Origin of the sequence: Niallia sp. M35 (genome assembly GCF_050971705.1) — a bacterium.
GTDB classification, from domain to species: domain Bacteria; phylum Bacillota; class Bacilli; order Bacillales; family Cytobacillaceae; genus Niallia; species Niallia circulans_A.
Map to the genome: position 1 here is coordinate 76,499 of NZ_JBPCEP010000004.1, position 22,199 is coordinate 98,697.

The 22,199-nt window shown below is 35.9% G+C and carries 19 protein-coding genes; all 19 read left to right on the forward strand.

Annotated features, from left to right (window positions below):
- Positions 1 to 106: 106 nt before the first annotated feature.
- Positions 107 to 2,161, forward strand: a complete 2,055-nt coding sequence (locus tag NiCM35_RS06085) for a BglG family transcription antiterminator (RefSeq protein ID WP_433778941.1) — start codon at positions 107 to 109, stop codon at positions 2,159 to 2,161.
- A 27-nt stretch (positions 2,162 to 2,188) separates the two neighbouring features.
- Positions 2,189 to 2,656 carry a PTS sugar transporter subunit IIA gene (locus tag NiCM35_RS06090; protein ID WP_095330317.1) on the forward strand — a complete coding sequence of 156 codons (468 nt, stop codon included), beginning with the start codon at positions 2,189 to 2,191 and terminating at the stop codon, positions 2,654 to 2,656.
- 15 nt (positions 2,657 to 2,671) lie between these two features.
- Complete coding sequence (locus tag NiCM35_RS06095; RefSeq protein WP_123258222.1) at positions 2,672 to 2,971, forward strand: PTS sugar transporter subunit IIB; 300 nt, start codon at positions 2,672 to 2,674, stop codon at positions 2,969 to 2,971.
- Positions 2,972 to 3,003: 32 nt separating this feature from the next.
- Entirely contained in the window at positions 3,004 to 3,285 is a 282-nt protein-coding gene (locus tag NiCM35_RS06100) for a PTS sugar transporter subunit IIB (RefSeq protein ID WP_123260593.1), read from the forward strand.
- Between the two features lie 96 nt (positions 3,286 to 3,381).
- Positions 3,382 to 4,659, forward strand: a complete 1,278-nt coding sequence (locus NiCM35_RS06105) for a PTS galactitol transporter subunit IIC (RefSeq protein WP_047943924.1) — start codon at positions 3,382 to 3,384, stop codon at positions 4,657 to 4,659.
- A 95-nt stretch (positions 4,660 to 4,754) separates the two neighbouring features.
- The gene (locus NiCM35_RS06110; RefSeq protein ID WP_123258221.1) at positions 4,755 to 5,807 is read left to right on the forward strand and encodes a galactitol-1-phosphate 5-dehydrogenase; all 1,053 of its coding nucleotides are present in this window, start codon (positions 4,755 to 4,757) and stop codon (positions 5,805 to 5,807) included.
- On the forward strand, positions 5,808 to 6,839 hold the full coding sequence (locus tag NiCM35_RS06115; RefSeq protein WP_095330322.1) for a zinc-binding dehydrogenase: 1,032 nt from the start codon (positions 5,808 to 5,810) through the stop codon (positions 6,837 to 6,839).
- A gap of 312 nt (positions 6,840 to 7,151) precedes the next feature.
- Entirely contained in the window at positions 7,152 to 7,598 is a 447-nt protein-coding gene (gene rpiB / locus NiCM35_RS06120; protein ID WP_095330323.1) for a ribose 5-phosphate isomerase B, read from the forward strand.
- 99 nt (positions 7,599 to 7,697) lie between these two features.
- Entirely contained in the window at positions 7,698 to 8,585 is an 888-nt protein-coding gene (locus NiCM35_RS06125) for a 6-phosphofructokinase (protein WP_433778945.1), read from the forward strand.
- On the forward strand, positions 8,582 to 10,594 hold the full coding sequence (tkt, locus tag NiCM35_RS06130) for a transketolase (protein WP_163187415.1): 2,013 nt from the start codon (positions 8,582 to 8,584) through the stop codon (positions 10,592 to 10,594). Before NiCM35_RS06125 ends, tkt begins: the two co-directional genes overlap by 4 nt.
- A 228-nt stretch (positions 10,595 to 10,822) precedes the next feature.
- Complete coding sequence (locus NiCM35_RS06135; RefSeq protein WP_095330326.1) at positions 10,823 to 12,016, forward strand: PDZ domain-containing protein; 1,194 nt, start codon at positions 10,823 to 10,825, stop codon at positions 12,014 to 12,016.
- Between the two features lie 367 nt (positions 12,017 to 12,383).
- A complete protein-coding gene (locus NiCM35_RS06140) occupies positions 12,384 to 13,736 on the forward strand; it encodes a cytochrome ubiquinol oxidase subunit I (RefSeq protein WP_095330327.1) in 1,353 nt (450 codons plus the stop codon).
- Complete coding sequence (locus tag NiCM35_RS06145; RefSeq protein ID WP_433778949.1) at positions 13,733 to 14,746, forward strand: cytochrome d ubiquinol oxidase subunit II; 1,014 nt, start codon at positions 13,733 to 13,735, stop codon at positions 14,744 to 14,746. The genes NiCM35_RS06140 and NiCM35_RS06145 overlap by 4 nt, the downstream gene beginning before the upstream one ends.
- Positions 14,747 to 14,761: 15 nt before the next feature.
- Positions 14,762 to 16,492, forward strand: a complete 1,731-nt coding sequence (gene cydD / locus NiCM35_RS06150; RefSeq protein WP_433778951.1) for a thiol reductant ABC exporter subunit CydD — start codon at positions 14,762 to 14,764, stop codon at positions 16,490 to 16,492.
- Positions 16,492 to 18,210: a thiol reductant ABC exporter subunit CydC gene (gene cydC, locus NiCM35_RS06155; RefSeq protein ID WP_095330330.1), complete on the forward strand. Its 1,719-nt coding sequence runs from the start codon at positions 16,492 to 16,494 to the stop codon at positions 18,208 to 18,210. Before cydD ends, cydC begins: the two co-directional genes overlap by 1 nt.
- Positions 18,211 to 18,541: 331 nt before the next feature.
- Positions 18,542 to 18,967 (forward strand): MaoC family dehydratase, encoded by a 426-nt coding sequence (locus NiCM35_RS06160; RefSeq protein ID WP_095330331.1) that lies wholly within the window; start codon positions 18,542 to 18,544, stop codon positions 18,965 to 18,967.
- Between the two features lie 194 nt (positions 18,968 to 19,161).
- The gene (locus tag NiCM35_RS06165; protein ID WP_095330332.1) at positions 19,162 to 20,679 is read left to right on the forward strand and encodes a flavocytochrome c; all 1,518 of its coding nucleotides are present in this window, start codon (positions 19,162 to 19,164) and stop codon (positions 20,677 to 20,679) included.
- A 187-nt stretch (positions 20,680 to 20,866) separates the two neighbouring features.
- Positions 20,867 to 21,076, forward strand: coding sequence for a hypothetical protein (locus tag NiCM35_RS06170; RefSeq protein WP_123258214.1), 210 nt, complete (start codon positions 20,867 to 20,869; stop codon positions 21,074 to 21,076).
- A gap of 293 nt (positions 21,077 to 21,369) precedes the next feature.
- Positions 21,370 to 22,179 (forward strand): zinc transporter ZupT, encoded by an 810-nt coding sequence (gene zupT, locus NiCM35_RS06175; protein WP_095330334.1) that lies wholly within the window; start codon positions 21,370 to 21,372, stop codon positions 22,177 to 22,179.
- Positions 22,180 to 22,199: the final 20 nt, after the last annotated feature.

A 22,199-nucleotide genomic window follows, 5' to 3' on the forward strand; every position in this document is an offset into this window, starting at 1 on the left:
TTAATCACTTAGTGACACAATTCACAAACTAGTAATGGAAATGAAAACGGATACAATATCTTGTTTTTACATGCTACAATGAAATCAAGTTAAGAGGTGATAGATAATGTATCTTGACGAAAGAAGTAATATCTTATTAAAGGAAGTATTGAGTAATCCCGATACTTCTAACATAAAGCTAGAGAAAAAATTTCAGTTATCTAGAAGGCAAGTTAGTTACAGTTTTCAGAAGATTAATGATTGGCTTGAATCGAATAATTATCCAGCTATCAAAAGAACAAATGGCGGAAAATTCATTATTAGCCCAGTCATTATGGAATTATTCGCTGAAAAGACAGACGAACAAGTGGATAAACATTATATTCCATCTGAAACGGAAAGAGCTCAATTTATTCTATTGTATATTATCAGTAGCAATGAAGAGCTTTCCTTACTGCATTTTACTACCGCCTTAGGTGTAAGTAAAAACACGGTCCTTCGTGATATGAAAAATGTTCAGCAAATGATTGAACCATACGAGCTTGAAGTTAGTTATTCAAGAATGAAAGGATATGAATTAAAAGGAAAGGAATGGGATGTCCGAAAATTATTAGTGGAAGTATTGGAAAATATCTTATCGATTTATAATGGAGAAGTTTATATTCAAAAGTTTATTGATATATCAAAAGACAATCTGACAACGATTAAAGAAAGGCTTGCAGAAGTCGAAAGCAGTTTACACCTTCAGTTTATTGATGAACGAATTAATCTTTTGCCATATATTTTAGCAGTCATACTAAAGCGTATTCAACAAGGGAAAGTAATTCAAGATTTTTACCATATTGATTATCGCTCCTTGTCCGATACGAAAGAATTTATTGCTGCAGAAATCTTGATTAAAGATATGAAAGCTATTCCGAAAGAAGAGCATCTGTTTTTGACCTTGCAGCTGCTTACATCCAAAATATTATCTGCACAGTTTTTAGCTGATCACCAAATCCCAGAGCTGACGAGGACCTTGGAACAATTTCTTCATACTTTTGAATATAAAGCGTGTATAGCCTTCAAGGATAAAGCGGCATTACTTGAAAGATTAGTTCTTCATATGAAGCCTGCTTATTATCGAATGAAATATAATCTAACGACGAATTACACGATGATGGAAAAAGTAAGCGAAGAATTTGAAACAATTCATTTTATTGTAAAGGATTCGATTTCTCCAGTAGAAGAATATATCGGCTGTCCCATACCAGAAAGTGAACTAATGTTCATCACCATCTTCATTGGCGGACATTTAATCAGCTCAGGAGAAACAATTCAGAAGAAGAAGAAAGCGGTCGTTGTTTGTCCAAATGGTGTATCGATATCACGCCTAATGGAAAGCACATTACGTGAGTTATTCCCTGAATTTTACTTTTATCATGCTTTATCTATTCGGGAATTTCAACAACTTAATTACCAAGTGGATATTATTTTTTCACCAGTGCCTTTGCAAACGGATACAAAGCAATTTGTCATTAATCGCATATTAACAGATTTTGAAAAAGTTCAGCTTAGACAAAGAGTATTAAGAGAAATATTTGACTTAAATACTAGTGTGATCAACATTGAACAATTAATGGGGAAAATTGAGAAATATGCTTCTATAAAAGATAAAGAGTCTTTGCGCAGTACGTTACAAGAACATTTCTCCATTACACCAGCTAATGATTCACAAGAACCAATGGCGAAGACAGATTTATCCCTTTCCTCTCTCTTAGCACCAAAAATGATTACCGTGGTGAAAAGAATAGAAGGTTGGCAGCAAGGAATCCAACTTGCAGCAGAAAAGCTGCTGAAAAATGGCAGCATCACAGAAAATTATATTGCAGAAATGGTGAAACAGTATCCTACAATGGTACAGCATATCTTACTAAGAAACGTAATAGCCATACCTCATGCAGGACCAGAAGATGGTGTAAATAATGTCGGCATGAGCTTATTAAAAATAGAAGAAGGTATTCCATTTAATGATAACGTTTGCGTCCATTTTATTGTGGTATTGGCATCTACAGATAAGCATAAACATCTTTATGCATTAAGACAGCTGATGAAGTTATCAAAAAATGAAGAAGATATCAGCAATTTAAAAAACAGTAATGATTCCAATCAACTATATGAAATCATTAAAAAATATTCTTAAAGTTAAGTGAAAGTGGAGGAGTTTAAAATGGCAGTTGCTTCATTTATTAAAGAAAGTTTAATAAACATCGGATTAAAGGTAGAAAATCAAGATGAGCTTTTCCATGCAATGTTCGAAAAGGCATATGAGCAAGGCTTTGTAAAAGAAACCTTTCTACCGAAAATTAAAGAGAGAGAATCGATCTTCCCAACAGGGCTCAGTGTCAATAATTATAGTATCGCTATCCCTCATACAGATCCGGAACATGTAGTGGAGCAATTTATCGCCGTTTCTGTTTTAGAAAAACCAGTATCCTTTCATTTAATGGAAGATAATACAAAAACAACGGAGGTGCAAGCTGTATTAATGCTTGGCTTAAATCAACCACATAGCCAAATTGAGGTTCTACAGGAGTTAATGCAGGTTATCCAAGTAGAAGAGCATCTTGAAAAGCTTATTCATGCAAAGGATAAATCAGATATAACATTATTATTTGAAAGCATTAAAATTTCATGAAAGGTGGTGATTAGATTGAACAAGCCAATAGTACTTGTGGCATGTGGTGCAGGGATTGCTACATCAACAGTTGTTTTAGATCATTTAGAAGAATTATTTAGACGAGAAAATCTAAAGGTAGAGCTTGTTCAATGTAAAATAGCAGAAGTGGCAAGTTTACAAGATGATGCATTTTTAATCATATCAACTACTATATTGCCTACAAAATATAAAGTCCCAGCAATCAGTGCTACTGCTTATATTAGTGGGTTAGGTATAGAAAAACTAGATAAAGAGATTCTAAGTTATTTTGAAAGAACAAGCAAAACAATCTAAATACGTTAAAAGAATGGAAGGGGATTTTAAAAATGAAAAAATATAAAATTTTAGTAGCATGTGGAGCAGGTATCGCAACTTCAACTGTAGTTTGTAATCGAGTGGAGAATTTGGTGAAGGATAACAATATTAATGCGGAAGTTATTCAATGTAAAATAGCAGAAGTAGCTTCAAAACAAAGTGAGGCAGATGTTATCGTTTCAACTACTATTCTTCCTACAACTTATCAGATACCAGCAATTATAGCTACGGCTTATATCACTGGAATTGGAATGGAAAGTTTAGATAAAAAAATTCTCGATCATTTGAAATAAGAAGTTAAGTGAATTTGGGTGAAATTTCTGTTAATTGTTATATAACAATTAACAGAAATTAAATCTAATATATAACAAAAGAGAAGAGGGAAAAATATGCAAAAGCTATTAGATGGCGTTCAGTATGTATTAAATCTTGGACCAACTGTAATTTTACCTATTGCTATTATTCTATTGGGTCTTGCATTTAAGACAGGCTTTAAAAAGGCATTAAAAGCGGGAATAACTATTGGGATTGGATTTGTTGGGATTAACTTAGTTATTGATTTGCTTGTTAGTACTCTAGGCCCAGCTGCACAGCAGATGGTTGAGCGTTTTGGATTGAATCTAACAGTAATTGATACAGGATGGCCCTCAGCAGCAGCTCTATCTTGGGCATCACCTGTTGCAGCAATTTTAATTCCGATTTGTTTATTTGCAAATATCTTTTTCTTATTAACAAAGATGACAAAAACTTTGGATATTGATATTTGGAATTACTGGCACTTTATTGCAGCTGGTGCAACTGGCTATATTGTAACAGATAGTTGGTGGTTTGCAATTTTATGTGCAATTATTTATCAATATGCTGTTCTGTTTGTTGCTGATAAAACGGCTCCTATGGTTCAAAAATTTTATGGGCTTGATGGAATTTCATTACCAACTGGTTCTACAGCGGCATTCGGACCAATTGGTATATTAGTAGGCTGGGCTATCGCAAAAATTCCAGGAATAAATAAATTAAATGCAGACCCTGAAACTATTCAAAAGCGTTTTGGAATTTTTGGTGAACCAATGATGATGGGCATAATCCTCGGTGCACTTATTGGATTACTTGCTGGTTATGATATCGGAAAAATATTACAAACAGGTATTTCAATGGGAGCAGTAATGTTATTAATGCCGCGTATGGTTAAGATCTTAATGGAAGGCTTAATCCCTATTTCAGAGTCAGCACGGTCATTTTTACAAAAGAGATATGGCGATAGAGAGATTTATATAGGATTGGATGCAGCAGTATCTGTAGGACATCCATCAGTTATGGCAACTGCACTTATTTTAGTTCCAATTACATTATTTTTAGCTGTAATCTTACCAGGTAATAAAGTGTTGCCATTTGGTGATTTAGCGACAATTCCATTTTATATTGCGTTTGTTGTAGGATCTCGTAAAGGAAATATCATTCACTCTGTTTTAGCTGGAATCGTAATGGTAGCGTTATCACTATATATGGCTACTAATTTTGCGGAGGTTCATACTCAGATGATTTCTGGTGCGCAATTTACTTTACCTGAGGGTGCTACCCAAATTTCTAGCTTAGATCTAGGAGGTAACTTATTTAACTGGTTAATCTTAAAATTCTCTGAAGCGGTTGCCTTTTTATTTGGAAAATAACTAGAACTTAATGAATAAAAGCAGATGATTTAAGCAATTATGCTGGTGCGTCTGCTTTTATTATGAAATGAAAATAAGGAATGGAGGTTTAAACGATGAAAGCAGCAGTTCTCCACGCTGAAAACAAAATTATTTATGAAGATATAGAGCTAGAATCATGTAAAGCCACAGAAGTTAAGGTCAAAGTAATGGCGGCTGGTATCTGCGGATCTGATACACATAAAATGACAAGTGTTTGGAAATATCCATTACCAGCAATAATGGGGCATGAATTTTCCGGAATTGTTACTGAAATTGGATCTAAGGTTACAAATGTAAAAGTTGGTGAAAGAGTTGTTGTCATTCCTTTTATACCTTGTAACGAATGTGAATATTGTCTAAAGGGACAATTTTCATTGTGTGAAAATCATGGAATGATAGGATCCCAATCTTATGGAGGATTTGCAGAGTATTGTAATGTTCCTGCTACGAATATTTTATCAATTGGCGAAATGGATTTTGAAGAGGCAGCAATGATTGAACCACTGGCAGTTGCTTTACATGGAGTATTAAATATTAAGCCGCATTTAGGTGATGTAGTCGCAGTCTTTGGTGCAGGAACAATTGGTATGCTCGTTATTCAGTGGTTAAAAATAGCCGGGGTTAAAGAAATAATAGCTATTGATATTTCCGATGAAAAGTTAGCAGAAGCAAGAGCATTTGGCTGTGAAAAAACTATTAATGCAAAAAAAGAAGACTTATATCAAAAAATAGATGAATATACCAATGGCCTGGGTGTAGATATAGCTTTAGAATGTGCAGGTTCAAAAATTACACAAGAACAATGTTTATTGATTACACGTAAGAAGGGAAAGATCGGATATTTAGGCATTGCATATTCTGATGTAACTTTATCACAAAAAGCATTTGAAAATATTTTTAGAAGAGAGTTAACCTTAAAGGGATTTTGGAATTCCTATTCAGCTCCTTTCCCTGGTGAAGAATGGACAAAAAGCATTACCTTTTTACAAAAGGGACAAATTAAGTTGAAAGATTTAATTTCTCATCGATTTCCTTTAGAAGATACTCAAGCGGCTTTTAATCTAATTATTAATCGTGAAGAGAACTATGGAAAAGTGTTAATTTTACCAAATGGGAGTGAGAATTAAATGAAAGCTGTAACAAAATTAAAATCCGGCTATGATGAAATGGAGCTAATCGAAATCGATGAGCCTTCTGCATATGACGATAAAGTAAAAATAAAAGTTGCATACACAGGGATTTGTGGATCTGATATTCACACCTTTAAAGGGGAATACAATAGCAAAAATACTCCTGTTGTCTTAGGACATGAGTTTTCTGGTGTAGTAGTGGAGGTTGGCAAAGATGTTACAAGAGTAAAAGTCGGAGATCGAGTAACAAGTGAAACGACCTTTACAACGTGCGGAGAATGTATCTATTGTCAAGAAAAGGACTATAATCTTTGTCCAAATCGAACAGGTCTTGGTACACAAGTAAATGGTAGTATGGCAGAATATGTGATTGCTAGGGAAGAGAGCGTTCATGTTTTAAACGAAAAGGTTAGTTTAGAAGCAGCTGCTTTAACAGAACCATTAGCTTGTTGTGTTCATGCCGCGTTAGAAAAAACAACGATTGCAGAAACCGATACTGTTTTAGTATTTGGTCCTGGTCCCATTGGATTGTTATTAAGTCAAGTAGTAAAAGCACAAGGCGCCTTCGTTATATTGGCTGGCATTACAAAAGATAGAAAGCGATTAGATCTTGCAAAGGAATTAGGAATAGATGTTGTCGTTGATCTTTTACAAGAAGATTTGAGCAAAATGGTTTACCAATATACGGATGGCTATGGTGCAGATAAAGTATTTGATTGTTCGGGAGCAGTTCCAGCTGTAAACCAAGGTCTTGCACTAACAAAGAAAAAAGGAACATTTGTTCAAGTAGGATTATTTGCAAAGAAAGCAAATGAAATCGATCAAGAGTCCATTATTCAACGCGAAATTAACTATATCGGCTGTCGTTCTCAAAAACCTAGTTCTTGGGATATTGCCCTGAAATTACTTGAAGATGGAAAAATCGATACAGATAAAATGATTACAAAGATCGTATCACTTGCTGAATGGCGCAATGGTTTTGAAAAAGTAATGGCTGGTGATGAGATAAAAGTTTTAATTGAATCTTAAGCAGCTGTCAGATAAAAAATACTCCTCTTCCATCATAAAAGTGGGGTATTTTTATCTGTTTACTTTATTATAAATTATCTTCCATCACTAGATGGCACAAAAGGTAAAACAATATTGAGGATGAAAACGTATACAGTCAACTAGGATTTATGTGATAAAATGAACATGCCAAAAGGAACTAACAGAATGTAATGGGCATGAGAGTTGATTGTTTCATGATTCTATTATTTGGTTCTTCCTGGAAGGAAATAATACGTCTTTTCCCATTCTGAATCCGATTAATAGAGTTGACTAATAGAAAGGATGAGGAGCATGAAGTTAGCTATTGCATGTGATCATGGTGGATTTTTGCTCAAGGAAGCAGTGAAGAAGTATTTATTAGAACAAGAAGTAGAAGTAGAAGATTTTGGTTGTCACAGTCGAGGAAGTGTAGATTTCCCAGACTATGCCAAAAAAGTGGGAGAATCGATTGTTAGAGGGCAAAATGATTTAGGAATTCTTTGTTGTGGAACTGGTATCGGAATGAGTATTGCGGCAAATAAAATAAATGGTATACGAGCAGCTGTAGTTGGAGATGTTTTTTCCGCGAAAGCTACTAGGGAACATAATAATAGTAATGTCCTATGTTTAGGAGAGAGAGTGACAGGAGAAGGTTTGGCCTTGTTAATAGTAGAAACATGGCTTCAGGCGGAATTTTTAAGTGGAAGACATGAAAGAAGAGTCGGAGCTATTGGGGAATTAGAGAAATACCTATGTTGATAGATCGATAAAGCTTATAAAGATAAAAGGATGGAAAACAGCTAATCAATAGAAATCTATAAGACTAAATAAATAACGGTAAACAGGGGGGCATCCATTTTGAAGATAGGCATCATTATTGCAGGGCTACTGCCTGCAGGGGTAAAGCAGATTATTCATAAAATGTTTAATGAATGGACTCCAACTCATCAATTATATGGGATTGAAGTGAATAAAGAAACAGGGAAAGCGGACTATCTTGAATTTATTGTGAATAATGATTCTCCCTATTTAAGTGATTCTGTATTGAAGCCATCACCATTAGTAGACAATATCAGATGGGAAGAAATCTGTTCTCCGATGGACAGTATAATTTTTATTGGCGATGAACAGGCAAAAGAAAGATGGACGCAGACATTTGCAGCGAGCGAAACGATCCATTCCTTATATGTTCCTGTCTCTATTTATAATAATATCAAAGGTTCAGATTGGTCTTTAGGCTATGACACCGCAATTAATAGTATCACGCAAATGGTTCTGAAGGTAAAAGATACCATTCATTCGCTAAAATATGATAAACCAAGATTGTTTGGTTTTGCTATAAACGGGTTCCCATCGAATCATATGCTCCAAGATATTTCCATGGCGGTAGATGGTCATTTTTTAGCAAATACGGATGAATTAGAAGAAGTAGAGCTTTTATGCAATAAAATCGATAATAGTTTTAATTCTCTTCAAACTTCTTCTGTACTAGTTTATAGTCATTTAAACAAAGCAAGTGTAGAGAAGAACCTGATTCGCTCTTTAAATGTGGATTGGAAATACACGGAAATTGATGAAGCTCTGTGCATGGGAACCAATCCAACAACAATTGACCGAATTTTAGCAAACGAAATAGCGGAAATCATTTCATTATGGATAAAAAATGATAGTCCAACAGGAGAAATAGCAGTTAAAAAAGAGGGAGTTCTTTATTTAAATAAAAAATACGAAGGAATGATAGTATGACTAATACAGTTGTTGCAAATGTAGAAAAACTAGCAGTTAATACAATTCGAACATTATCCATTGATGCTATTGAAAAGTCAAATTCTGGTCACCCAGGAATGCCAATGGGGGCAGCACCAATGGCATACACATTATGGGCAAAGGAAATGAATCATAATCCGGCTAATCCTAATTGGTTTAACCGTGATCGGTTTGTCTTATCAGCAGGACATGGTTCCATGCTTCTTTATAGCTTGTTGCATTTATTTCAATATGATGTAACGGTTGATGATTTGGAAAATTTTCGTCAATGGGGAAGTAAAACGCCAGGTCATCCAGAGTTCGGCCATACTCCAGGTGTGGAAGCAACTACTGGCCCATTGGGACAAGGAATCGCGATGGCAGTAGGAATGGCAATGGCAGAAAGACACTTGGCAGAAACTTATAATAAAGAAAATTATCCAGTAGTAGATCACTATACGTACAGCATCTGCGGTGATGGCGATTTAATGGAAGGAGTATCGGCAGAAGCAGCATCTCTTGCAGGCCATTTAAAATTAGGTAGATTAGTAGTATTATATGATTCCAATGATATCTCGTTAGATGGTGATTTGCATCTTTCGTTCTCTGAAAGTGTTCAAAAACGTTTTGAAGCATATGGATGGGAAGTTATTCGTGTGGAAGATGGGAATAATATAGAAGAAATTCATAAGGCTATTATAAAGGCGAAACAATCAGATATTCCTTCTCTCATTGAAGTGAAAACCGTAATTGGATATGGTTCTCCAAATAAAGGCGGAAAAGCTGCATCACATGGTGCACCGCTTGGAGCTTCTGAAACACAATTAGCAAAACAAACGTATGGGTGGGCATATGAAGAAGCATTCTATATTCCAGCAGAAGTATCGGAGCATTATGCGGCATTAGCACAAGCAGGCGCAGATAAAGAGAAAGCATGGAATGAACTTTATGAAAATTATAAAGCAGCCTATCCGGAATTAGCTGCTCAATTAGAATCAGCAATCAAGGGGAAATTACCAGCTGATTTGCAAGCAAAGCTACCTGAATTTACTGCAGGGGAATCGATGGCAACAAGAGAATCTTCTGGGAAAACGATTCAAGCAGCAGCGAAAGAACTTCCATTTTTATTTGGTGGCTCAGCTGATTTAGCAGGATCCAATAAGACGTTAATGACTGCTGAAAAGAACTTTGCTATCGATGGATATGCTGGTAGAAATATCTGGTTTGGTGTACGTGAATTTGCAATGGGTGCTGCATTAAACGGATTAGCACTACATGGTGGTGTAAAAGTATTTGGCGCAACATTCTTCGTATTCTCTGATTATTTACGCCCAGCAATCCGCTTAGCAGCATTAATGAAACTACCAGTAACATATGTATTCACACATGATAGTATTGCTGTCGGAGAAGATGGTCCAACACATGAGCCAATTGAACAATTGGCTTCCCTACGCGCTATGCCAGGATTATCGATTATTCGTCCAGCAGATGCCAAAGAAACAGCAGCAGCATGGCAACTGGCATTAGAAAGTACAGATACACCAACAGCACTAGTATTGACACGTCAGAACCTGCCGACTCTCGACTTAACGAAGGGAGAAGCCTACGAAGGGGTGAAAAAAGGTGCATACATTGTTTCCCCAGCTCAAGGAGAAGCGCAGGCATTAATTCTGGCAACAGGATCAGAAGTATCCCTTGCAATCAATGCACAAGCAGCTTTAGCAGAAGAAGGAATTTCTGTAAATGTGGTAAGTATGCCAAGCTGGGATCTTTTTGAAAAGCAATCTCCTGAATATAAAGAAAGTATTCTGCCAGAAAGCGTTCAAGCACGTGTTGCTATCGAGGCTGGTGCATCACTTGGCTGGAGAGAATATGTCGGAGCAAAAGGAGAATGTATCACCATTGATCATTTTGGTGCTTCAGCTCCGGCGGATAAACTTTTCCAAGAGTATGGATTTTCGGTGGAAAATGTTGTAGCTAAAGTGAAAGCTTCCATGGCAAGAAACTAAACATTAATGAATAAAAGCTAACGACTGTAATGGGTTGTTAGCTTTTTTAGTATAAAAAACTAGTATATAATTAGAAAAGCAGATAAAAAGATAGATATTTCTTCCACATAGTCTTTCTATTACCATATGAGTAGAATATAATAGATTTATACTATCAAAAAGATTAAATTCCTTTATTTCGAGGAATGAATAGATTGAAAGCTTATTGTAAGGATGGAGGAAGTTTTTATGTGGCAAGATTGGCTGCTTGAACTATTAAAAGGATTTGGTAAATTATTTTTGAATCCTGTTTTTTATTTATCATTTCTATTTGCCGCTTTTTTAGGGGTTTCTAGAGTGAAAAAAGAAAGAAGAAATTTCACAGTAAGAGCACAGGATGCTTATTTTGAACTGAGACAATTACTTCCACGAGGGATAATTGTAGGGCTATGTGTTTCTATTCTTTCAATTGGTCTTGTTTTAGTAGTTCCAATGGAATTTATTATTTTCACAGGAATTTTCACCATAATATTTGCTTTAATTGGAAAAACAAGAATATTATCACCTGTTTACACGGCTGGTCTAGGCATTATAGCAAGTAGTGTGTCTGTTTTTCTTGGCTTGGATTATTTCTTGTTTTCTAAAAGCAATCTTCAGCCTTCTGAGTATATTTTTCCAACGGCAATTATCTTATTAGGATTATTGATTATTTCCGAGGGAATATTTGTTCGTGGAAACGGAGTAAAAGGGACTTCCCCGCGATTAAAGAAAAGTAAACGAGGCCAAGTTATAGGTGTTCATTTACTTGAAAGAGCATGGCTCATGCCGGTGTTTTTATTTATCCCTTCAGGCGTACTGACAATTCCATTTGAATGGTGGCCTATGTTTACTATTGCCAATCAAACCTATTCTTTAATTTTCGTTCCATTCTTGATTGGCGCAAAGCTAGAAGTGCAAGGAGAGCATCCTATTGTTGCTATTAGAAATGTGGGGCGAAATCTAATTATCCTTGGTTCTTTTGTCATAGTAGGTGGAGCGGCAACTTATTTATACCCGCTTGCATCACTTGGTCTAGTGTTTGTAGCAATTATCGGTCGTGAATGGATTACCTCAAAACAGAGAAATAAAGAAAAAAACAGATCCTTTTATTTTTCTAGAAAAAATAATGGGGTAGTAATTTTAGGAATTGTACCAGATTCGCCTGCTGATAAAATGGGACTTAGAATTGGAGAAATGATTTCGAAAGTAAATAGTATTCCCGTTCAAGATAAAATTCAATTGTATAAAGCTTTACAGAAGAATTCTGCCCATTGTAAATTGGAGGTCTTTGATAGTCATGGCGAAATTCGTTTCGTACAAAGGGCTCTATTTGAGGGCGATCACCACGAATTAGGTCTGTTATTGATTCCGGATGAAAAAGTTCATGGAAATGAAGCAGTGTAAAAATGTACTGTCTGCTGAATGTTCAAGTAGATTTAATTTTGCTAATCATCTTAAGTAGAAAAAATAAATAAGCCAGCAAGAACCAATTCTAAAATGGAGTTGGTTCTTTTTTATGTAAAAAACGCCACTGTGAAGATGGAAAAAAAATCCTTCTAAAAGTGTACACATATTACTTCCACCTCCTTATGTTAACATTATAATCATAGTGTTAATATCAGTATTCGTATATTTTGGATAAGTACATAAGTACTTAATAATTAGGGTATTAATAAAGAAGTATAGATAGTATCCATGATTAAAATCCAAAATATTAATATATAGCTTAAACTTGCTCAATATTTCACTAAGGAAAACAGGAGGGAGAAACATGGAGTTTGATACAGTCACCATTAGCAGGATGATTACAGCAATGACCCTTATCTTTCACATTATCTTTGCTACATTAGGGGTTGGAGTACCATTGTTTATTTCTATAGCTGAATTTATCGGTATTAGAAAGAAGGATAAGCATTATGAATTGCTAGCCAAAAGATGGTCGAGGGGATTTGTGATAACGGTTGCGATTGGAGTAGTAACGGGAACAGCCATTGCTCTACAGCTATCTTTAGTATGGCCAAACTTTATGCAGCTTGCAGGTAATGTCATAGCACTGCCACTATTTATGGAAGTATTTGCATTTTTCTTTGAAGCGATTTTCTTAGGAATTTATTTATATACATGGGATCGCTTTAAAGGGAAATATACGCACTGGCTATTAACATTACCAGTTGTAATTGGTGCAGGGATGTCTGCGGTTTTTATAACGACAGTAAATTCTTTTATGAACTCGCCTAATGGATTTACTATGGTCGATGGAGAATTTGTTGCGGTTAATCCGTTAAAAGCGATGTTAAACCCATCATCACCGACTAGAATTTTTCACGTCTTAGGAGGTTCCTATTTGACTGTAGCAGCTATACTAGCAACGATTGCTGCTATTGCGTTATTGCGAAACAAAGGTGCACGAGAATATCATAAAAAAGCACTAAAGATGACGGTTATCGCTATGTTTATCTTTTCCGTAATTACTGCATTAGCAGGGGATGTATCGGCCAAATATTTAGCCAAACATCAGACAGAAAAGCTAGCTGCAGCAGAATGGCTATTTGAATCAGAAGAGAATGCAGATCTCCTTCTATTTGGATGGTTGAATGATGAGAATGAGGTCGTTGGAGCGATTCGAGTACCTGGCTTTTTAAGCTTTTTAGCACATGGCGATTTTACGAGCGAAGTAACAGGGTTAGAAGCTACCCCAGAAGGAGAAAGACCGCCATTGGTCATCCACTATTTATTTGATTCGATGGTATCCATTGGATTCTTCCTTTTAGGAATCTCGTTCTTATATATTGTATTAGCTAGGTTTAAACGCTGGAACCAGCATAATAGATTAATGCTATGGTTAATCGCTATTAGTGGGCCGCTTGCCATGTTAGCTGTAGAACTTGGATGGGTTTTTGCAGAATTGGGAAGACAGCCATGGATAGTAAGAGGATATATGACTGTGGATGAGGCAGCTACATCATCTCCTTATATTTTGCAGATGTTTTTTCTATTTCTAGCACTGTATATAGTCCTTGGCACTCTATTTACGATCACCTTACGAAAATTATTTAAAGACAATCCAGCAGAACTGGAGTTAGAAAAGAACTACCCTGAATGGAAAGAGGGGATTGAAAAATGAGTTATGAGGTAATCGGGATTACGGTACTATGGTTATTTCTGTATGGCTATCTAATTGTAGCATCGATTGACTTTGGCGCAGGATTTTTTGCTTATTATGCAAAGATTACAAAGCAAGACCATATCATTAATCAAATCATTTCACGTTACCTATCACCAGTATGGGAAGTAACGAATGTGTTTTTAGTTTTCTTTTTTGTAGGTATTGTTGGTTTCTTTCCTTCTTCAGCCTATTATTATGGCTCCGCATTGCTGGTACCTGCAAGTTTTGCAATCGTTTTGCTAGCTATTCGCGGTTCCTTTTATGCTTTTGAAAATTACGGTTCTAAACAAAGTAATGTTTATATGTTTCTATATGGAGCGACAGGACTATTTATCCCAGCATCATTATCAGTCGCTTTAACGATATCAGAAGGAGGATATATTTCTGAACATAATGGCCAAGTTTCGTTAAAGTATTTCGAATTATTTACTAGTCCGCTAGCTTGGAGTATTGTTGTGCTAGCGATTGTATCTGTTCTATTTATTAGTGCAAGCTTTATTACTTATTATGCCTCAAGGGCAAAAGATCTAGCTGCACTTCAGTTAGTACGTAAATGGGCATTATTTTGGGCAACGCCAACCATTATTATGGCGTTGACAACAATGATTGCTTTAAGTCAGAGAAACCAAGTTAACTACGAAAATATGCTGGATTTATGGTGGGTATTTGGCTTATCAATGGGCTTTTTTATTATTGGGATCGGTCTATTATATATAGGCAGGAATTATGGGATTGCTTTTATTGCCATTATGCTGCAGTTTCTCTTTGCCTTTTTCGGATACGGAATGGCTAAATATCCTTATTTGCTCTATCCATACATCAATATTGAGGATAGTGCCACAAATCCATCCATGGCAATGGCGCTTATCATTGCCTTCATAGGAGGACTTTTACTGTTAATTCCGTCCCTAATATTATTGATGCGCCTGTTTTTATTCGATGCAGATTATGCCAAAGGAAAAAAATAAGAAGGCGGAATCATTATGCAAAATATAAAGAAAACAGTTTGGATGCATAAGAAAAAGATTTATTGTTTATTTGGACTAACCTTAATACTAGGATTTGCGATTGTTGCCCAGGCATATGTGATGACGTCCATTGTAGACGGTGTTTTCCTAAAAGAACAGTCGTTTTTAGCGATTATACCGTGGTTGCTGCTGCTGCTTATTATCCTATTTGTAAGGTCAAGTACCGATTATATAAGTAAACGAATTGGTGTTTCGATTGCGAGCAAGGTAAAAGGGGAAACACGAAAGAATTTATTAAAAAAATATGTTGCTAATTCTGTCCAGCTGAATGAAAAAGGACAGACAGGCGAAAAGGTAAGCATGCTTCTTGACGGTGTGGATGAGATGGATAGTTTTTATAGCCAGTTTATCCCCCAGGTTATGCAGAGTACCTTTGTGCCAATTTTAATGCTGCTTGTTATTCTTACTCAGCATGTGAATTCAGGGATTATTTTAATTGTTTCTGCCCCGTTTATTCCGATTTATATGATCGTAATTGGAATCAAAACCCAAAAAAAATCGGAGGAGAAGCTGGAAAAACTAGCTTCTTTTTCTGGTAAATTTTTAGAAACTTTACAAGGGCTAGTGACGTTAAAACTATTTGCTCAAACAAATCGGCAAAAAGGCGAATTAGAAAAAAGTAGTTTGAGCTTTCGCGATACAACACTAGAAATATTGAAGATTGCTTTTACACAATCCTTTGCACTTGAACTAATATCTATGCTAAGTATTGGAATTGTGGCTTTAGAACTTGCTATTCAATTAATTATTTATGAAAGTATTTCCTTTTTTACGGCTTTTTTGATATTAATATTGGTTCCAGAATTTTATACTTCCTTAAAAGAACTGGGTGTAACGTTTCATAATGGCAGAAGCAGCATGGGAGCGGCAAAAAAGGTATTAGAAGTGTTTGAAGAGGAAGATGAACCCACTTTATGGGGAAAGCAAACCTTTCCTAAGTGGAAAGTACCGCCAACCATTCAGCTTCATCAAGTTGATTTTGCTTATACGAATACTAACTTCCGACTACAGTCGATAACAGCAACTTTTTTACCTAAGCAGCAAATTGCCATTGTAGGCGCAAGTGGTGCTGGCAAGACAACCTTGCTTCACTTATTAGCAGGTATGATTACTCCTGAAAAAGGGACGATTTATATTAATCATGAAGCACTCACTAAATATACAGAAGCTGCTTGGTTAGAAAGGATTTCTTATATATCGCAAACTCCTTATATTTTTTCAGGAACGATTGGCGAGAATATTGCGATGGGAACGACAGAGGAAGTTGGGATGCAGGCAATTGAAACGGCAGCACAATTAGCGGGAATTGCACCACTAGTTAATTCATTAGAACATGGCTTTGATACTCGAATTGGTGAAGCTGGCAGAGGGCTTTCTAGCGGTGAAAAACAAAGAGTTTCGATAGCACGTGCTTTTCTGAAAAAGCCTCATATTGTATTGTTGGATGAACCAACGCGTGGACTTGACTTAGCTACTGAAAAAATCTTACAGCAGTCAATTCAAAAATTAAAGGAGACAGCTACGGTGATTACCGTTGCTCATCGTTTGCATACGATAAAAAATGCTGACCAAATTCTTTTTTTAGAAAATGGGAGACTCCAAGCTGTTGGGACACATGAATCATTATTAGAAATTTCACCTGCATATAAGGAGATAGTAATGATTCAAAAAGGGAGGGCACAGTAATGAGTGCGCTGCAGAAAATAATGAGATTAATGTTAATAGAGAAAAAAGACATTATTATAGCGGTAGTATGTGGTTTTATTGCTGGAATTAGCAGTGTCGGCTTATTTGCTGCAAGTGGTTATCTTATATCTAAGTCGGCATTAATTCCTCCCTTCTATACTTTAATTATATTAACTTCAACTGTTAAGTTACTTGGTCTTGTTAAAGCAGGAGCAAAATATGGAGAACGTCTTTCATCACATCGAGCAACTTTTACGATTTTAAGTAATTTGCGAGTGGCTTTCTTTGAAAAATTGACGCCGCTTATTCCGCAAATATTTCATAAATATAGAAGCGGAGATTTACTTGCGCGTGTAGTTGGAGATGTAGAAAGCTTGCAAAATTTCTTTTTAAGGGTGTTTTACCCACCGCTTGTGCTCTTACTTGTTTTTGTCAGCACGATCTTATTTACTAGTTTTTATTCCATCACCATTGCGCTGATTCTCTTACTTGGTTTTTTCTTGACGACAATTATCATTCCGGCACTATTTTCCTTAAAGCAGGTTAATATTAAAGGGAAAGTTAGGCATGCGCGAGGTGATTTATCCACCCATATTACAGAGGTGATGTATGGGTTTCGCGAATTAAAGCTGTTTCATCAATTACCATATAAACAACAACAGCTATTAAATCGTTCTGAATCGTATATCAATGAACAAAAACGAGAAAATTTAAATAAAGTATCGAGTCAATCATTTAATGGTTTTATCACGTTGGTTACAAGTTGGACTGTCATAGGAGTTGGAGCCTATTTAGTTGCGAATGGCATGCTTGAGGGGATATTTTTAGCAATGCTTGTTATGATTTCTTTAACTGTCTTTGAGTCTGCAGCTCCAATGGCTGTATTTCCAATTTATATGCAAGAAAGTAGAGATGCATCAAGTCGCTTATATGAAGTGGTAGAAGATCCTAGTTATAAAAAGAATCATAGTGATTCTGCTATTAATAAGTTATCTAGCCTTCCGCCATCATTAGAGTTTAAAGATGTGCAATTCACTTACATGGGGGATTGGCGCAGCACGATTCCTAACATATCCTTTACGATACCAGCTAGGTCAAAGACGGCAATTGTTGGTGCCAGTGGTTCTGGAAAATCGACTGTCCTTCAGCTGATCTTAAAGCTGCAAGAAGTAGATGCCGGAAATATTTATTGGGGAGAAGTAGATATAACATCTGTATCTGGTGAGGCTATATGGGAACAAACAAAAGTTGTCTTGCAGGAGAATTATTACTTTTATGGTACGATTCGTGAAAATCTTCAATTAGCTGCATCAGAACTTAGTGACACACAAATGGAAGCAGTATTAGCAAAGGTGCAGCTAGAACATTTTTCCCTAGATCATCGCGTATTAGAAAAAGGAGAAAATCTTTCAGGCGGAGAAAAACAACGCTTAGCTATTGCCAGAGCATTTTTGAAAAAAGGACATCTATGGTTATTAGATGAGCCAACCTCATCACTTGATGCACAGACAGAACAAACTATTTACAAAGAAATTTTTAAAGATGCTGATCAGGATACATTTATTATTGTCAGTCATCGTTTAAATGGCTTAGAGTCCATGGATCAAATTATTGTAATGGATCATGGCGAAATTATCGAGTGCGGTTCTTACAAGGATTTAATGGATAAGCAAGGTTATTTTTATCAAATGAAGGTACTAGAAGAAAGCTTGCTTTAAGGAAAAAATGAAAAGTTATTTGTTTTGAACTTTGCAAAAGATGGGAATAGAGAAACTGGCGGACCGAATCCATTGCATTAACTCACCGCTTGCCCTAGAAAGTGAAGTGTATTCAGTCTGCAGGTGATCTCCACTCCCCTTACTTTTTCATGCGCTACATAGTATTTGTATCAATAACGTAACAATAATTTATATCAGAGGGTAAGCCCCGCTCTTAAGCCTCATAAATTTGATTTGCGGAAATGAAAGATTAGTGTAATCATTAATTGTGAATCCAGTTACATTGTTTTAGAGAAAAAACATTATTTACAAGTAGAAGAGGGAAGTAACGATGAAATTAGATGAATTTACAATCGGACAAACTTTTCAAACGAAGACGCTTTCATTAACGAAAGAAGAGATTATAAAGTTTGCAGAAGAATTTGATCCGCAGTATTTGCATGTAAATGAAACGAAAGCGAAAGAAGGAAGATTCAATGGCATAATTGCTTCAGGGATTCATACTTTAGCTATTTCCTTTAAACTATGGGTCGAAGAGGAGAAATATGGTGAGGATGTTATTGCCGGAACAGGGATGAATAACGTACAATTTATTAAACCTGTATATCCAGGTGATAAGTTGTATACGATTGTAAAAGTTCTTGAAAAAAAAGCCAATAAAAGTGCTACCGGTATTCTTACTGTATTGCTTAAGACGTTTAATGATAAAGAAGAGGAAGTATTTACAGGAGAATTATCTGTATTAATAAAACGATAAAAAAGAGGGAAATAGGCTGTCGATATACTCCTTATAAGAGTATTGGCAGCCTTTTTAGATTTTCCATTGTGACAGGTAAATGAAATTCTAACTTTTTTGTGAACTTATGCACAAACTATGTTTTTGGTGCTATACTTTGGTAGATGAAGGCACCTGAGCAATGAATAGAATAGGTGCTGTATGGAGGTAAAAAGATGAAAAAAAGAATAACATCTATGCTTATCTTAGTTTTTTCCCTAGTGCTTGTCCTTGCTGGTTGTGGAAACGACAAAGCAAGTAACACGCAAAAGCAAGAAAAAAAAGATAAGGGGGCAGAAACAGTATCAGGAGCGTCCAAAACTAGTTATACGCCATATGAAGAACTTAAAGACAGCTATGATATTATTATTGTTGGCGCTGGCGGAGCTGGAATGACAGCTGCGTTAGAAGCAAAGGCCAAGGGATTAAATCCAGTTATCCTTGAAAAAATGCCGGTTGCAGGAGGTAATACAACAAAGGCTTCTTCTGGAATGAATGCTTCAGAAACTAAATTTCAGAAAGAACAAGGCATTAAGGATAGTAATGATAATTTTTATGAAGAGACATTAAAGGGTGGTCATGGAACAAATAATAAAGAAATGTTACGTTTCTTTGTTGATCATTCTGCAAGTGCTATTGATTGGCTAGATTCCATTGGTATCCGGTTAAATAATTTAACGATCACAGGTGGAATGAGCGAAAAACGTACTCATCGTCCTGAAGATGGCTCAGCAGTTGGGCAGTACATTGTAGATGGATTATTGAAAAATGTGCAAGAAAAGGATATACCATTATTTGTTAATGCAGATGTGAAAGAAATAACAGTAAAAGACGGGAATGTAAATGGCGTCCATGTATTATTCAATCAAACCGATGAAAAAGAAATTGCTGCAAAAGCAGTTGTTGTCACTACTGGTGGATTCGGCGCCAATATGGAAATGATTAAAGAAGTAAGAAGTGATTTAGGAGACTATGTGACAACAAACCAAGCTGGTAGTACTGGTGACGGAATTAAAATGATTGAAAAACTAGGTGGGACAACCGTTGATTTAGATCAAATTCAAGTCCATCCAACTGTACAACAAGATGAATCATATTTAATAGGAGAAGCAGTTCGTGGAGAAGGTGCAATAATGGTCTCTGCAGAAGGAAAAAGATTTACAAACGAATTAGACACGCGTGATAAAGTTACTGCGGCAATCAATGAGCTTCCAGAAAAAGCGGCATTTTTAGTGTTTGATGCTGGGGTGAAATCTCGTGTAAAAGCTATTGAGCAGTATAAAAAAATGGGATTTGTATTAGAAGGAGAAACAGTCGAGGCTCTAGCGGAAAAGATGAATGTTTCTGCTGACGAGTTAACTGCCACGCTAGAAACATGGAATAGTGCTGTTAAAAATAAGGATGATCAAGCTTTCGGAAGAACAACAGGAATAGACAATGATTTATCCAAAGCCCCTTTCTATGCTATTAAAATTGCCCCAGGTATCCATTATACAATGGGGGGAGTAAAAATTAATACAAACACAGAAGTCCTTAATAAAGAAGGAGCGCCAATCCCAGGCTTATTTGCAGCAGGGGAAGTTACCGGTGGACTTCACGGAGAAAATCGAATTGGCGGTAATTCTGTCGCAGAAATAATTATTTTTGGTCGTCAGGCTGGTGTGAAATCTGCAGATTATGTAAAAGCAAAATAATCGATAGTACTGTGAAAGCTTATATTTCAGTTTCATTAGCCAATTAGGCTGATAGATAAAAGGTTCAAATCACTTTTGATTTGGACCTTTTATTTTGCTATTAAGATTATTGTCTTAAATAAATTAATTAGGGACATCGGACAATCTCTTGCTTTCATACGTTAAATGCAAAGGGGAGCTGTGGAAAATGAAAGACAATAGAGGAAAAGAAGTAATGATTGTGGTTTTAGAATTTTCACAAATGAAAAGATTTTTAATGATGGATATGGGAATCGGCACTTTGTCCTATTATTTAATTAAAATGATTAATGGCAATCTCCTTATTGATTTAATAGGAAGTACGATTATTACTGAGGGAGTTAAAAGAGTGTTTAAAGGGATAAATAATAAAAAATAAGACTATTACCTAGAAGATGGAGCTGATTTCGAAAAAACAAAGAAGGAAGGAAAGAAAGTGATCTTTTTGCGTATAATGTATTAAGTGATGTTAATGGTTAGGGAAGAAGGATAAAAAAAGCAAAAGATTAGCATAGAGATATGGATAATTCACCTATAATACATAATGTATAGATTGACGAATATTTGGAATTTAGATAAAATTTTTCCTGAGAGAAACATTTTTTAATGAAGAAATAAATTTTATATAAATGAAAAACACAGAAATATTATAGTAGATAAAGGGGGATTTAAATGCCCGAAAATTTATTAATTGCCTTTGGTTTAACATTATTAGCAGGCCTTGCTACTGGGATAGGAAGTGTCCTTGCTTTTTTTACATCCACCACAAACACAAAGTTTCTCTCTTGGATGCTTGGTTTTTCAGCAGGAGTAATGATTTATGTATCGATGATTGAAATTTTTGTGAAGGCAAAGGATGCATTAGTAGGATCATTGGGGATACAGACTGGGAATTGGCTTACGGTGGCGGGTTTTTTTGGTGGAATTCTCCTTATTGCCTTGATCGACAAATTTGTTCCAGAGCAAGGAAACCCACATGAATTAAAGAAAGTAGAGGAAATTAATAAATCTAATCTAAAAAGGACAGATCATTCTTTATTAAAGATGGGAAGTTTTACAGCATTGGCAATTGCTATTCACAATTTTCCAGAAGGAATTGCAACCTTTACGGCAGCTTTACAAGATCCAGGACTGGGGGTAGCAATTACTGTTGCCATCGCCATACATAATATACCAGAGGGGATTGCTGTGGCAGTACCCATTTACTTTGCAACAGGTGATCGAAAAAAGGCATTTAAACTTTCGTTTTTATCAGGATTAGCAGAGCCAGTTGGCGCATTAGTTGCTTTTCTCATCTTGATGCCATTTCTAAATGATGTTATGTTCGGTCTCATATTTGCAGCAGTAGCAGGAATCATGGTGTTTATTTCTTTAGATGAATTACTGCCAGCAGCCAAAAAATACGACGAAGGCCACTTATCCATATACGGCCTGATAGCAGGGATGGCTGTGATGGCAGTAAGTTTGTTATTGTTTATATAATGAAAAATTATATGGTCAAT